General features: G+C 68.9%; 15 protein-coding genes. All 15 read left to right on the top strand.

What is annotated here, in order from left to right; genetic code table 11:
- The first annotated feature begins 3 nt into the window (after window positions 1-3).
- The 15 genes from QE374_RS01810 (at window position 4) to nusB (ending at window position 12,633) form a co-directional block, all read left to right on the top strand.
- Complete coding sequence (locus QE374_RS01810) at window positions 4-168, top strand: hypothetical protein (protein ID WP_309731679.1); 165 nt, start codon at window positions 4-6, stop codon at window positions 166-168.
- A 152-nt stretch (window positions 169-320) separates the two neighbouring features.
- Window positions 321-950 (top strand): 30S ribosomal protein S4, encoded by a 630-nt coding sequence (gene rpsD, locus QE374_RS01805; protein WP_243227891.1) that lies wholly within the window; start codon window positions 321-323, stop codon window positions 948-950.
- 129 nt (window positions 951-1,079) lie between these two features.
- Entirely contained in the window at window positions 1,080-1,292 is a 213-nt protein-coding gene (locus QE374_RS01800; RefSeq protein WP_309731675.1) for a hypothetical protein, read from the top strand.
- A 63-nt stretch (window positions 1,293-1,355) separates the two neighbouring features.
- Window positions 1,356-4,022: an alanine--tRNA ligase gene (gene alaS / locus QE374_RS01795; protein ID WP_309731673.1), complete on the top strand. Its 2,667-nt coding sequence runs from the start codon at window positions 1,356-1,358 to the stop codon at window positions 4,020-4,022.
- Window positions 4,019-4,492 (top strand): Holliday junction resolvase RuvX, encoded by a 474-nt coding sequence (gene ruvX, locus QE374_RS01790; RefSeq protein ID WP_309731671.1) that lies wholly within the window; start codon window positions 4,019-4,021, stop codon window positions 4,490-4,492. The genes alaS and ruvX overlap by 4 nt, the downstream gene beginning before the upstream one ends.
- Complete coding sequence (gene mltG, locus QE374_RS01785) at window positions 4,492-5,805, top strand: endolytic transglycosylase MltG (RefSeq protein ID WP_309731669.1); 1,314 nt, start codon at window positions 4,492-4,494, stop codon at window positions 5,803-5,805. Before ruvX ends, mltG begins: the two co-directional genes overlap by 1 nt.
- Window positions 5,772-6,632, top strand: a complete 861-nt coding sequence (locus QE374_RS01780) for a shikimate dehydrogenase (protein ID WP_309731668.1) — start codon at window positions 5,772-5,774, stop codon at window positions 6,630-6,632. Before mltG ends, QE374_RS01780 begins: the two co-directional genes overlap by 34 nt.
- Before the next feature lie 4 nt (window positions 6,633-6,636).
- The gene (gene aroC, locus QE374_RS01775) at window positions 6,637-7,851 is read left to right on the top strand and encodes a chorismate synthase (protein ID WP_309731666.1); all 1,215 of its coding nucleotides are present in this window, start codon (window positions 6,637-6,639) and stop codon (window positions 7,849-7,851) included.
- Complete coding sequence (locus QE374_RS01770) at window positions 7,848-8,384, top strand: shikimate kinase (RefSeq protein ID WP_309731664.1); 537 nt, start codon at window positions 7,848-7,850, stop codon at window positions 8,382-8,384. Before aroC ends, QE374_RS01770 begins: the two co-directional genes overlap by 4 nt.
- The gene (gene aroB / locus QE374_RS01765) at window positions 8,381-9,463 is read left to right on the top strand and encodes a 3-dehydroquinate synthase (RefSeq protein ID WP_309731663.1); all 1,083 of its coding nucleotides are present in this window, start codon (window positions 8,381-8,383) and stop codon (window positions 9,461-9,463) included. Before QE374_RS01770 ends, aroB begins: the two co-directional genes overlap by 4 nt.
- A gap of 38 nt (window positions 9,464-9,501) precedes the next feature.
- A complete protein-coding gene (gene aroQ, locus QE374_RS01760; protein ID WP_309731660.1) occupies window positions 9,502-9,960 on the top strand; it encodes a type II 3-dehydroquinate dehydratase in 459 nt (152 codons plus the stop codon).
- A 53-nt stretch (window positions 9,961-10,013) separates the two neighbouring features.
- A complete protein-coding gene (locus QE374_RS01755) occupies window positions 10,014-10,637 on the top strand; it encodes a helix-turn-helix domain-containing protein (protein WP_309731658.1) in 624 nt (207 codons plus the stop codon).
- A 33-nt stretch (window positions 10,638-10,670) separates the two neighbouring features.
- Window positions 10,671-11,525, top strand: coding sequence for a 3-hydroxyacyl-CoA dehydrogenase (locus QE374_RS01750; RefSeq protein ID WP_309731656.1), 855 nt, complete (start codon window positions 10,671-10,673; stop codon window positions 11,523-11,525).
- Window positions 11,526-11,658: 133 nt separating this feature from the next.
- A complete protein-coding gene (gene efp, locus QE374_RS01745) occupies window positions 11,659-12,219 on the top strand; it encodes an elongation factor P (protein WP_137416962.1) in 561 nt (186 codons plus the stop codon).
- A gap of 3 nt (window positions 12,220-12,222) precedes the next feature.
- Window positions 12,223-12,633 carry a transcription antitermination factor NusB gene (gene nusB, locus QE374_RS01740; RefSeq protein WP_309731653.1) on the top strand — a complete coding sequence of 137 codons (411 nt, stop codon included), beginning with the start codon at window positions 12,223-12,225 and terminating at the stop codon, window positions 12,631-12,633.
- The last annotated feature ends 48 nt before the right edge of the window (window positions 12,634-12,681 follow it).

Here is a 12,681-nt window from a genome sequence, read left to right as displayed (position 1 = left end):
GTCATGAGGGCTCGGCCAAGCGGTGACGCCGAAGCGGCCGCATCCGTCGCGGACCGGAACCTCGAATACGGCCTGCTCGTGTTCTACGGCGAGGCCATCATCGCGATGCAGAGTTCGCTGTGGTTGACGACCGGGCGCCACGCCCGTCAGAGCCGCATGCCGGTCTGATAGCATGAATCGGCTCGAAACCGAGTTTTCGGGCATCCCCCTCCTTCAGCACCACCGTCCGACGCGCCCCGGCGTGCGCGTCATCGGGAGAAGTCGGGTGATACGCCCGTGAGCCGCGAAAGGCGCGGCCACGTCATCGGAAGGACACCTTCGTGACCACGAAGTCCCAGGACCGCCGCAAGGTCCGCCTGTCGCGCGCGCTCGGCGTCGCGCTGACCCCCAAGGCCGCCCGCTACCTCGAGAAGCGTCCCTACGCTCCCGGCGAGCACGGCCGCACCAAGCGCAAGGCTGACAGCGACTACGCCGTCCGTCTGCGTGAGAAGCAGCGTCTGCGCGAGCAGTACGGCATCCGCGAGAAGCAGCTGCGCATCGCGTTCAACGAGGCCCGTCGCACCGACGGCCTGACGGGTGAGAACCTCGTCGAGCTGCTCGAGATGCGTCTCGACGCCCTCGTGCTGCGCTCCGGCTTCGCCCGCACCACGGCGCAGGCCCGTCAGTTCGTCGTGCACCGCCACATCATGGTCGACGGTCAGATCGTGGACCGCCCGTCGTTCCGCGTGAAGCCCGGTCAGCTCATCCACGTCAAGGCCCGCAGCGAGGGCACCGAGCCGTTCCAGGTGGCGGCCGCCGGCGGTCACGCCGAGGTCCTGCCGAACGTTCCCGGTTACCTCGAGGTCGAGCTCGACAAGCTCCAGGCGCGCCTCGTGCGTCGCCCGAAGCGCGCCGAGGTCCCCGTGACCTGTGACGTGCAGCTGGTCGTGGAGTACTACGCCGCGCGCTGAGTCGTTCGCGCACGAAGGGCGTCGGGGTCATCCCGGCGCCCTTCGTCGTCGGCCCGTCGCCGGCATCCGTTGTCGCCTACGATGGATGATGCTCGCGACAGACGCGGTCACGATGAGGAAGAGGTCACGGTGAGAAGTCTTCTCTGGTTCGCGGTCGGAACGACGGCCGGGTTCGTGCTCGCGCACCTCGTCAACAAGGATCCGCGCGGACACGAGGTGCTCGCCGAGATCGACGCTCGAATCACGGAGTTCACCGACCGCATCCAAGACGCCTACCACGAGCAGCAGGCCCGGTTCGACACCGGACCCGACGCGGCAGGCTCCGCCGCCGACGATCGCTGACCGCCCGCGAACTCCGAACGGCCGCTCCGGCGGCCTTCCTGTCCTGCCCGAGGAAGACACCGCATGAAGACCGCCGAGATCGCCCAGCGTTACCTCGACTTTTTCGAGAAGAACGACCACACCATCGTTCCCTCCGCCTCTCTGGTCAGCGATGACCCGACGCTCTTGTTCACCGTCGCAGGCATGGTGCCGTTCGTCCCGTTCCTGAACGGAACGGTGCCGCCGCCGTTCCCGCGGGCCGCCGATGTGCAGAAGTGCATCCGGACGAACGACATCGAGGAGGTCGGCCACACCGCTCGGCACGGCACGTTCTTCCAGATGCTCGGAAACTGGTCCTTCGGCGACTACTTCAAAGAAGGCGCCATCACCTATGCCTGGGATCTTCTGACGCGCTCCGAGGCGGACGGCGGTCTCGGCTTCCAGGAGAAGGATCTGTGGGTCACGGTCTACGAGACCGATGACGAGGCCGCCGATCTGTGGCGTCGCATCGCCGGGCTCCCCGAGCACCGCATCCAGCGACTCGGCCGCGAGGACAACTACTGGTCCACTGGGCAGCCCGGCCCCGCCGGCCCCTGCTCCGAGATCTACTTCGACCGTGGACCCGCCTACGGGCGTGACGGCGGCCCTGCCGTCGACGATTCGCGGTTCACGGAGATCTGGAACCTCGTGTTCATGCAGTACGCGATCACCAACGTGCGCTCGAAGATCGACTTCGACATCGTCGGTGAACTGCCGAACAAGAACATCGACACCGGCATGGGGCTCGAGCGCGTCGCTTTCATCAAGCAGGGCGTCGACAACATGTACGAGACGGATCAGGTGCGCCCCGTCCTCGATCGTGCGGTGGAGCTCTCCGGCCGTCCGTACGGCAAAGAGCACGAAGACGATGTGCGCTACCGCGTCATCGCGGACCACGTGCGCTCGTCCCTCATGCTGCTCTCCGACGGCGTGACACCGTCCAACGAGGGTCGCGGTTACATCCTCCGTCGGCTCATGCGCCGCTCGATCCGTGCGATGCGACTGCTCGGCGTCGACGGCGCCACCTTCCCCGAGCTCTTCGCCGCGTCCCGCGACGCGATGGCCGCGTCCTACCCCGTCGTGGCCGAGGACTGGGGACGGATCTCGCAGTACGCCTTCGCGGAGGAGGAGACATTCCTGCGCACGCTGGCGTCCGGTTCGTCCATCCTCGATCTCTCCATCGCCGAGACGAAGAAGACCGGCGGCTCCTCGATCTCCGGTGACCAGGCGTTCCTCCTGCATGACACCTACGGTTTCCCCATCGACCTGACGCTCGAAGTCGCCGAAGAGGCCGGGCTCAGCGTCGATCGCGGTGCGTTCGACACCCTGATGCAGGAGCAGCGCACCCGTGCGAAGGCCGACGCCAAGAGCCGTCGTCGCCAACTCGCCGACCACAGCGTGTACCGCGACTTCCGCGCACAGGGCGAGACGGTCTTCACCGGGTACACGGACCTCGCCACAGAGTCGCGCGTGCTGGGCATCCTGCATGACGGCGTATCGGTCGACCGCGCGCGACAGGGTCAGATCGTCGAGGTGATCCTGCCCGCCACCGCGCTGTACGCGGAATCCGGCGGCCAGGTCGCCGACAAGGGCACCATCGTCGGCTCGGGCTTCGAGCTCGACGTCCTGGACGTGCAGAAGCCCGTGCCCGGACTCATCAGCCACACCGTGGAGGTTCTCACGGGCGAGGTCGGCGTCGGCGACGCGGCGACCACGGTGGTGGATGCGGCCAACCGCCGCTCCGCGCGTCAGGCCCATTCCGCGACCCACCTCGTGCACGCGGCTCTTCGTGACACGCTGGGAAGCTCCGCGACCCAGGCGGGATCGTTGAACCGTGCCGGGTACATGCGCTTCGACTTCAACTGGAGCCAGGCGCTCTCGCCCGCGACGCGGAGCGAGATCGAGGAGATCGCCAACAACGCCGTGCGCGACAACCTCGAGGTGACCACGCGCGTCCTGCCTCTCGACGAGGCCAAGGAACTGGGCGCGATGGCGCTGTTCGGCGAGAAGTACGGGACGACCGTGCGGATGGTCGACATCGGCGGACCGTGGTCGCGTGAGCTGTGTGCCGGCACGCACGTCGCCTCCAGCGCGGAAGTGGGACTCATCAACCTCGTGGGCGAGTCCTCGGTGGGCGCGACCGCGCGTCGCGTCGAAGCACTCGTCGGACTCGACGCGTTCCGCGATCTCGCCGCGGAGCGGGCGATCGTGTCTCAGCTGACGTCCGACCTGAAGGTCCCGCGCGAGCAGATCCCCGCGCGGATCGCCGATCTCGCGGCGAGCCTGAAGGCGGCGGAGAAGAAGATCGCGGCCTTCGAGGCGCAGGCTCTCGCGCAGCGCGCTCCCGAGCTCGCGTCGCAGGTGCGACGCGTCGGTCAGGTCGGCGCCGTCGTCGCCTCGATCGGGGCCGTCGGGTCCGCCGATGACCTGCGCACGGTCGCTCTGGCGGTCCGCGACCGGCTGGGCGAGGACGCGAGCGTCGTCGCGCTGGGCGCGACGACGGGCGGGCGTCCGATCGTCATCGTCGCCACCAACGAGGCGGCCCGGAGAACCGGCGTCAAGGCCGGGGTTCTCGCGAAGGGCGCCGCGGGAGTGCTCGGCGGGGGCGGCGGCGGACGCGACGACGTCGCACAGGGCGGCGGCTCGGATGCGGCCGCGCTGTCCGACGCGCTCGACGGCATCGTGCGATCGCTGGAGACCACGTCGGCGTGAGCGACTTCCGCAGGGGCGTACGGCTCGGAATCGATGTCGGAAAGGCTCGCGTCGGTGTAGCCCGGTGCGATCCCGACGGGATGCTCGCGACGCCGGTGGAGACTGTGGCGCGGGCCGAGGACTCGGTGCAGCGCGTCCTCGCGATCGCCGGGGACGAGAATGCGACCGCGCTCTATGTCGGACTCCCGATCAGCCTGGGCGGCAACGAGACGGCCTCGACACAGGACGCCCGCGAGTTCGCACGCGCCCTCGCCGCAGGAGGATCCTTGCCGGTGCGGCTGGTCGACGAGCGGTTGAGCACGGTGTCGGCGCATGCGGCGCTTCGGCGTTCAGGACGTTCTCAGCGCTCTTCGCGTGGGATAGTGGACCAGGTCGCCGCCGTGATCCTGCTGCAGAACGCCCTCGATGTCGAGAAGCAGACAGGACGGGCGCCCGGCACTCCCGTCGACCCGGACCAGGAGACCGACTGATGTCCGACACGCCCTCCTCCCGCCGCGAGGCGCGCGAGGCCGCCGAGCGCGCGAGCGCGTCGCAGCCCGCCTCGGCTCCCCAGCCGGCATCCGCGGCGTCCGAACCGATCTTCCGCGCGCCGGCGGAGCCCGCCCCGACGGCCCCCGCGCGTCCCTCGCTGGACGATCTCTTCGCGGGTGATGCGACGACGGACGTGCTCGGGGCCCCGCCGCCCCCTCCGAACAAGCGCCGGCGTCGCAAGGGCGGGTGGATCGCTCTGGCGATCGTGCTCGTGCTGCTCGGCGGTGTCGCTGCCGGAGGTCTCTGGGTGTGGAACACGTACGAGGACAAGATCCGCGCCGTGCTGGGGTGGGAGGAGCCGACCGAGTTCGAGGCCGGGCAGGCGCACGGCGAGGCGACGATCACGATCGTCAGCGGCGACGCCGGTCCCCAGGTCTCTCAGAAGATGTTCGATGCAGGCGTGACGCGCACTGCGAACTCGCTGTACGGCTACATGATCGACAACAACATCGCCTTCACCTTCCAACCCGGAACGTACAAGCTGCAGCAAGAGATGACCTCGGCGGCGGCGCTGGAGGCGCTCGGTGATCCTGCCAACCGCCTGGAGGGGCGTGTCGTGCTCCCCGAAGGGCTGACGGTGGATGTGTCGCTGCAGCGGATCGCGGACGGCGCGAGCGTCTCGCTCGACGATCTGACCGCCGCCGTCGCCGACCCTTCGGCCTACGGCGTGTCGGCGTCGAGCCTGGAGGGCTGGCTCTTCCCCGCGACGTACACGATCGAGCCCGGCACCAGTGCGACGTCGATCATCAAGATGATGGTCGACCGCACCGTCCAGTCGCTCGATGCGGCCGGGGTTCCTGCCGATCAGCGGGAGCGCGTCCTGACGATCGCCTCGATCATCCAGCGTGAGGCTCGATACGAAGCGGACATGCAGAAGGTCTCGCGCGTCATCCTCAACCGACTTGACCCCTCGAATCAGGAGACTTTCGGTCTGCTGCAGATGGACTCGACCGCGCAGTACGGGTACGGCGAGCTCCATGCCGGTTCGGTGAGCACCTCGGAACAGGCGCAGCGCGACGACAATCCGTGGAACACGTACGTGCATCCGGGCCTGCCTGTCGGACCGATCTCGAATCCGGGGGATGTGGCGATCAATGCCGCGATGCACCCCGCCGACGGCCCGTGGCTGTACTTCGTGACCGTGAACCTGGACACGGGGGAGACGGTGTTCACGACGACCTATGCCGAGCATCAGAAGTACGTGAAGCAGTTCCAGCAGTGGTGCAGCGAGCACCCGGATTCGGGATGTTGACCGGTACGCGTCTCGCCGTGTGGGGCGATCCGATCGCCCACAGCCGGTCGCCGCTGCTGCACGCGGCCGCGTACGAGGTGCTGGATGTGGCGTGGACGTACGACAAGAGACGTGTCGATGAAGCGGCGTTCGCGCCCGCACTCTCATCCCTCGACGCCTCGTGGCGAGGACTGTCGCTGACCATGCCCCTCAAGTCGGCGGGTTTCCGCGCGGCGGTCGAGGTCGACCCGAGGGCGCGCGCGACCGGCGCCGTCAACACGCTGCTGCTCGATGCAGGCGGTCCGCGTGGATACAACACGGACGTCGGAGGCATCGTGGCCGCGCTCGGCGAGGCAGGTGCCGCAGAGGCGGCCTCGGCGCGCATCCTGGGAGCCGGAGCCACTGCCACATCGGCCCTGGTCGCGCTGTCGGAGATGGGCGTCGGATCCGTGGAGATCGTGGCTCGCCGTCCGGAGGCGGCGAGCGAGCTCGTGACCCGCGGCGCCGAGCTGGGGATGCGCAGCACGGCCGGCCCTCTGGACGCCCGGCATCATGCCGTCGACGTCACCGTGGCGACCCTTCCCGGGGACGCCGTCCTGGCGCACGAGGTCGTGTCCTCGCTGGCGGATGCGGGTGGCGTCCTCATGGATGTCGTCTACGGCACCTGGCCGACACCCCTGTCGGCGGCATGGACCGAACGCGATCTCGTCACGGTGTCGGGGCTGCCGATGCTGCTTCATCAGGCACTCCGGCAGGTGCGCGTGTTCGTGAGCGGGCAGCAGGACCAGCCGCTCGATGACGAAGCACGGGTGCTGGCCGCAATGCGCCGGGCGCTCGTGGGAGAATAGACGAATGCTCCGCGTGCTCACGGCCGGCGAATCGCACGGCCCCGAACTCGTCGCCATCATGGAGGGCCTGCCTGCCGGCGTGCCCGTCGCCCGTGACGCGATCCAAGCCGACCTCGCCCGACGCAAGCTGGGCTACGGCCGCGGCTCGCGGATGAAGTTCGAGGAGGACGAACTCTCGATCTCCTCCGGCGTGGTGCACGGGTACTCCATCGGCAGCCCGATCGCCCTGCGCGTGGGCAACACGGAGTGGCCGAAGTGGGTCGAGGTCATGAGTCCCGAACCGGTGGAGCTCACGGAGCGCTCACGCGGCCGCGGGGCGGCCCTGACGCGTCCTCGGCCCGGTCACGCGGACCTCGTCGGGATGCAGAAGTACGGGTTCGACGAGGCGCGTCCCATCCTCGAGCGCGCCAGCGCCCGCGAGACCGCCGCGCGCGTCGCCCTGGGCGCCATCGCCCGTTCGTTCCTCGGTGAGCTCGGAATCCGCCTCGTGAGCCACACGCTCTCGATCGGCCCGGTGCGTGTGCCCGAGGGTGCCGCGCTTCCGACGCCCGACGACGTCGATGCCCTGGATGCGGATCCGCTGCGCTGCTTCGATGCGACGACGTCCGCGGCGATGGTCGCCGAGGTCGACGCCGCGAAGAAGGACGGCGACACACTGGGCGGCATCGTCGAGGTCCTCGCTTACGGCATGCCGCCGGGGCTGGGTTCGCACGTCCAGTGGGACCGTCGTCTCGACGCCAAGCTGGCGCAGGCGCTCATGAGCATCCAGGCCATCAAGGGCGTGGAGGTTGGCGACGGATTCGAGACCACCCGCCGACGCGGCTCCGCCGCGCACGACGAGCTGTTCGCCGCGGAGGGCGGCATCACCCGTGGAACCGACCGCGCGGGCGGCACCGAGGGCGGCATGTCCACCGGCACCGTGCTGCGGGTGCGAGCGGGGATGAAGCCGATCGCGACCGTTCCGCACGCGCTGCGGACGATCGACGTCGCCACGGGCGAGACGGCCTCCGCACACCATCAGCGTTCCGACGTCTGCGCGGTGCCCGCCGCCGGCGTCGTGGCCGAGGCCATGGTCGCCATCGTCCTCGCCGATGTCGTGCTCGAGAAGTTCGGCGGTGACAACATCGTCGAGACCCGTCGCAACCTGCAGTCCTACCTCGCCGCCATCCCGGACACTCTGCGCACGGCGGACGCCAGCGATCCCGACCTCGACCGATGACGGCACCCGCCGACTCGGCGATCGTGCTCGTCGGGCCCATGGGTGCCGGTAAGACGAGCATCGGCAAACGGGTCGCGAAGGTGCTGGAGGTCGGTTTCATCGACACGGACGCGGCGGTGGTGCGCACGCACGGCGCGATCTTCGACATCTTCGCGCTGCACGGCGAGGCACGTTTCCGCGAACTCGAGCGTGACGCCGTCGCCCACGCGCTGGCGCAGGGCGGGGTGGTGTCGCTCGGCGGGGGCTCCGTCCTCGACCCCGATACGCGCGCCGATCTCAGGGCCCACCGTGTGGCGCTGCTGACCGTCTCGCCCGCGATCGTGGCCGGTCGTATCGGGGGAGGGCACCGGCCGTTGCTCTCCGACAAGGGGGAGGATCCCGTCGCACGCTGGCACCGCATCCTCGAGGAGCGGATGCCGCTGTACACCGAAGTCGCCGATGCGACGTTCGACACCTCGCACGGACCGCTCTCCGACGTCGTCGACCAGATCGTGGCGTGGGCACGCACTTCCGCACCGAAGGGACAACCATGACCGAGACGACCGAGATCACCGTGGCCGGCGACAACGGCTACACGATCCACCTCGGGCGCGACATCCTCGACCGTGTCGGGGAGGCGCTGGCTCCGTCCGTGCGCAAGGTGCTCGTCGTCCATCCGCCCACGCTGGGGGCTGCAGCGGCATCGCTGCGGGAGCGACTGATGGCCGAGGGAGGGCGCGACGTGCTCCTTGCGGAGATCCCCGACGCCGAGCAGGGCAAGCGCGTCGAGGTCGCCGCGTTCTGCTGGCAGGTCATGGGCCAGGCGGACTTCACGCGCACGGATGCGGTCGTCGGGTTCGGCGGGGGAGCGGTGACGGACCTCGCAGGTTTCGTCGCCGCCACCTGGCTGCGCGGCATCCAGGTGGTGCAGGTCCCGACGACCGTGCTCGGCATGGTCGACGCCGCCGTCGGCGGCAAGACCGGGATCAACACCGCGGAGGGCAAGAACCTCGTGGGCGCCTTCTGGGCGCCGCGGGCCGTCGTCTGCGACCTGTCGATGCTCGACGGACTGTCACAGAACGAGGCGACCGCAGGCTTCGCCGAGGTGGTCAAGGCGGGCTTCATCTGGGCGCCCGAGATCCTCGACCGCATCGAAGCGGAGCCGCAGTCGATCGTGGACCCCTCGTCCGAGTCCTTCCGCCGCTGTCTCGAGCTCGCGATCGACATGAAGGCGCGCGTCGTGGGCGAGGACTTCCGCGAGGCGGGGCTGCGGGAGATCCTCAACTACGGCCACACGCTCGGCCACGCGATCGAGCACGCGGAGCGCTACCGCTGGCGCCATGGCGCCGCCATCTCCATCGGCATGGTGTACGCCGCCGAGCTCTCGCGTCTGGCGGGGCGGCTGCCGGATGCGGCTGCGGTGCGTCATCGCGAGATCCTCGAGTCGCTCGGACTCCCCACGAGCTATCGCGCCGGGGCCTGGCCGCAACTGCTGGCGACGATGCAGCGCGACAAGAAGTCCCGTGGCGGCATGCTGCGCTTCATCGTGCTGGACGACATCGCGCGCCCGACCGTGCTGCAGGCTCCCGACGAATCACTGCTGTTCGCGGCGTATCAGGAGGTCGCGGGCTGAAGGCGGCGGCCGACCCGCGCTCCTGGTAGCGTGCGAGCGTGACCACCGCACGTCGCCTCCTGCTCGTCAACGGCCCGAATCTGAATCTGCTCGGGACGCGCGAGCCCGGCATCTACGGGACGGCGACGCTCGCGGATGTCGAGCGCATCGCGTCGGAAGCCGCTGCTGCGCACGGCTTCCAGATGCGGGCCGTGCAGAGCAATCACGAGGGCGTCCTGCTCGACGAGATCCATGCCGCGCGCGAGGACTGCGCGGGGATCGTGATCAACCCGGGCGGTCTCACCCACACCTCCGTCGTGCTTCGTGATGCGCTCAGCGGTGTCTCGCTCCCGGTCGCGGAGGTGCACATCTCCGATGTCACCGCTCGTGAGGAGTTCCGGCATCACTCGTACGTGCGCGACGTCGCGATCGTCCACGTCGTCGGCGAGGGCGTGCAGGGCTACGCCACGGCCGTGGATCGCCTCATCCGGGTGATCGCCGGCCAGGCCGACGGCTGAGCGATCTTCCCCGAAACGGGAATGAGTGGACTCATTGTTGAGTTGACTCATTTGTGTCGGACGATGCAGGGCGCCGCGAGCGCGCGAAGCAGCTGAAGCGGGAGCGGATCTTCGCTGCCGCGCGTGATCTGTTCGACGAGTTCGGCTACGCGCGTGTGACGACGCAGCAGGTGGCGGATCGCGCGGATGTGGCCGCGGGGACCGTGTTCCGCTACGCCGCCACCAAGGCGGAACTGCTGCTCATGGTGCGCAACGAGGACGTCCGCCGAGCCGTGCACCGCGGGCTGGAGGCCGCCCGGTCGATTCCGGACGCGGCTGAAGCCGTTCATGCCGCCCTGACCCCGCTCTTCGAAACGGCCGCGCGCCGCACCGCGGATGCGGCGGTGTACCAGCGCGAGCTCATGTTCGGCGATGCGCACGAGCCGTTCCGCGCGGACGGCCTGGCTGTGGTCGCCGAGCTGGAGGACGGCATCGCACGGATCCTGACGGGCGGTCGGCTGACCGTCCCCGCGCGCACTGCGGCCCGCGCGATCTTCGCATGCGCGCACATCGTGCTCGTCCGGCCCCGGGATGAACAGGGGTTCGACACCACCGATCTGCCTGTGCAGATCGCGCAGATCGTCGCCGGCTACCGTGCCGGCGCCGCTGATACCGCGGCCGACCCGACCGCGAATTGAGCGACGGGGGACCCCCGTCAGAAGGAAGAGATCATGACCGACATCACGACCGTCGCGGTTCTCGGAACAGGTGTTCTGGGATCGCAGATCGCCTTTCAGAGTGCGTACAGCGGATTCCCCGTCGTCGCGTACGACATCGATGAGCGCGCCCTCGCCGGTGCGCGCGAGCGTTTCGAGCGCCTGGCCGCCACCTATCGCGCGGAGGTGCCCGGTGCTGCCGAGGGAACGCGTGTCGAGGATGCGCTGGCGCGCGTGACGCTCACCACCAGCCTCGCCGATGCGGCGAAGGTCGACCTCGTGATCGAGGCTGTTCCCGAGGTGCTCGATCTGAAGCGCGAGGTGTACGCGCAGCTCGCTGAGCTCGCGGGTCAGGACACGATCTTCGCGACCAACTCGTCGACGCTTCTGCCGTCGGACATCGTCGACTTCACGGGCCGGCCCGATCGCTTCCTCGCTCTCCACTTCGCCAATCGCGTGTGGAAGTTCAACACCGGCGAGGTGATGGGAACCGAGCGCACGGCCCCCGAGGTCTTCGACGCGGTCATGCACTTCGCCGAAGCGATCGGCATGGTGCCGATCGCCATCCGCAAGGAGAAGGCGGGCTACGTGCTCAACTCGCTCCTCGTCCCGCTGCTCAACGCCGGCATGGGACTCGCCGCGGGCGGATACGCGTCCGTCGCCGACATCGACAAGACATGGCGCATCGCCACGGGCGCCCCGATGGGCCCGCTTCAGATGCTCGACGTCATCGGTCTGAACACCCCGTACAACATCCTCACGCACTCCAGCACGGGGGATCAGGCGCTGGCCGCCTGGTTGAAGGAGAACTACATCGACCAGGGCAAGCTGGGCGTCGCGACCGGCGAGGGCTTCTACCGGTACGCGTGACCCTGCTGCCGGCCCTGCCGTGGCGCGTTCGGGCGCCCGGCGGGGCCGGTGACGATCCCGTAAGATGGGTAGCTGGGCCCTCGCCTGTCGCGACGCGCCCGCAGATCTCACGACGAACGGAACCTCCACCCCCATGGCATCTACCGCAGACATCAAGAACGGCGTCGTCCTCAGCATCGACGGACAGCTGTGGAACGTCGTGGAGTTCCAGCACGTCAAGCCCGGCAAGGGCGGTGCGTTCGTTCGCACCAAGCTGAAGAGCGTCATGACCGGCAAGGTCGTCGACAAGACGTTCAACGCCGGGGCGAAGGTCGACATCCAGAACGTCGACCGCCGCGACTTCACGTACCTCTACAACGACGGTGAGGGCTTCGTCTTCATGGACGTCGCCGACTACGACCAGATCACGGTGGGCGCGGCGACGGTCGGCGACGCGGCGAACTACCTGCTCGAGAACCAGCAGGTGCAGATCGCTCTGCACGACGGAAACCCGCTCTACATCGAGCTGCCGGCCTCCGTCGTGCTGGAGATCACCTACACCGAGCCCGGTCTGCAGGGCGATCGCTCGTCGGCCGGCACGAAGCCGGCGACGGTGGAGACCGGCCACGAGATCCAGGTCCCTCTGTTCGTCGAGACGGGTACGAAGGTCAAGGTCGACACGCGTACGGGCGACTACCTCGGTCGCGTCAGCTGACGGGTGAGCGCTCGTAGCAAGGCGCGCAAGCGCGCCCTCGACATCCTTTTCCAGGCCGACGTCCGCGGCGAAGATCCTGCGGCCATCCTCGCCGCAGAGGCCTCCCGCGCCGCGGGAGAACCCAATCGTCAGAGCTCCTGGTTGTACGCGCGTGACATCGTCGACGGTGTCATCGATCACCGAGACGAGATCGACGAGCAGATCGTCACGCACGCCCGCGATTGGAAGATCGAGCGGATGCCGGCGGTCGACCGTGCGGTGTTGCGCATCGGTGTCTGGGAGGCCGTCTTCAACGACGAGGTACCGGTCGCCGTCGCCATCGATGAAGCCGTGGAGCTCGCGAAGGAGTACTCGACCGACGAGGCCGGGTCTTTCGTCCACGGCGTGCTCGCGCGCATCGCCCGCTCGGCCTGACGGGCGGGCTGCCGACCGATACACGACCCCGGGTGTCGGCGGTGCGGA

Source organism: Microbacterium sp. SORGH_AS_0428 (genome assembly GCF_031453615.1).
Lineage (GTDB): Bacteria > Actinomycetota > Actinomycetes > Actinomycetales > Microbacteriaceae > Microbacterium.
The sequence above is the reverse complement of the archived record's forward strand: the minus strand, read 5'-3'. Positions and strand labels throughout refer to the sequence as shown.

What these genes read in the sequence shown, in the direction of transcription:
- QE374_RS01750 (WP_309731656.1), top strand. Translation starts at nt 10,671, where the DNA reads ATGACCGACATCACGACCGTCGCGGTTCTCGGAACAGGTGTTCTGGGA.
- QE374_RS01810 (WP_309731679.1), top strand. Translation starts at nt 4, where the DNA reads ATGAGGGCTCGGCCAAGCGGTGACGCCGAAGCGGCCGCATCCGTCGCG.
- efp (WP_137416962.1), top strand. Translation starts at nt 11,659, where the DNA reads ATGGCATCTACCGCAGACATCAAGAACGGCGTCGTCCTCAGCATCGAC.
- aroB (WP_309731663.1), top strand. Translation starts at nt 8,381, where the DNA reads ATGACCGAGACGACCGAGATCACCGTGGCCGGCGACAACGGCTACACG.
- alaS (WP_309731673.1), top strand. Translation starts at nt 1,356, where the DNA reads ATGAAGACCGCCGAGATCGCCCAGCGTTACCTCGACTTTTTCGAGAAG.
- mltG (WP_309731669.1), top strand. Translation starts at nt 4,492, where the DNA reads ATGTCCGACACGCCCTCCTCCCGCCGCGAGGCGCGCGAGGCCGCCGAG.
- QE374_RS01770 (WP_309731664.1), top strand. Translation starts at nt 7,848, where the DNA reads ATGACGGCACCCGCCGACTCGGCGATCGTGCTCGTCGGGCCCATGGGT.
- aroC (WP_309731666.1), top strand. Translation starts at nt 6,637, where the DNA reads ATGCTCCGCGTGCTCACGGCCGGCGAATCGCACGGCCCCGAACTCGTC.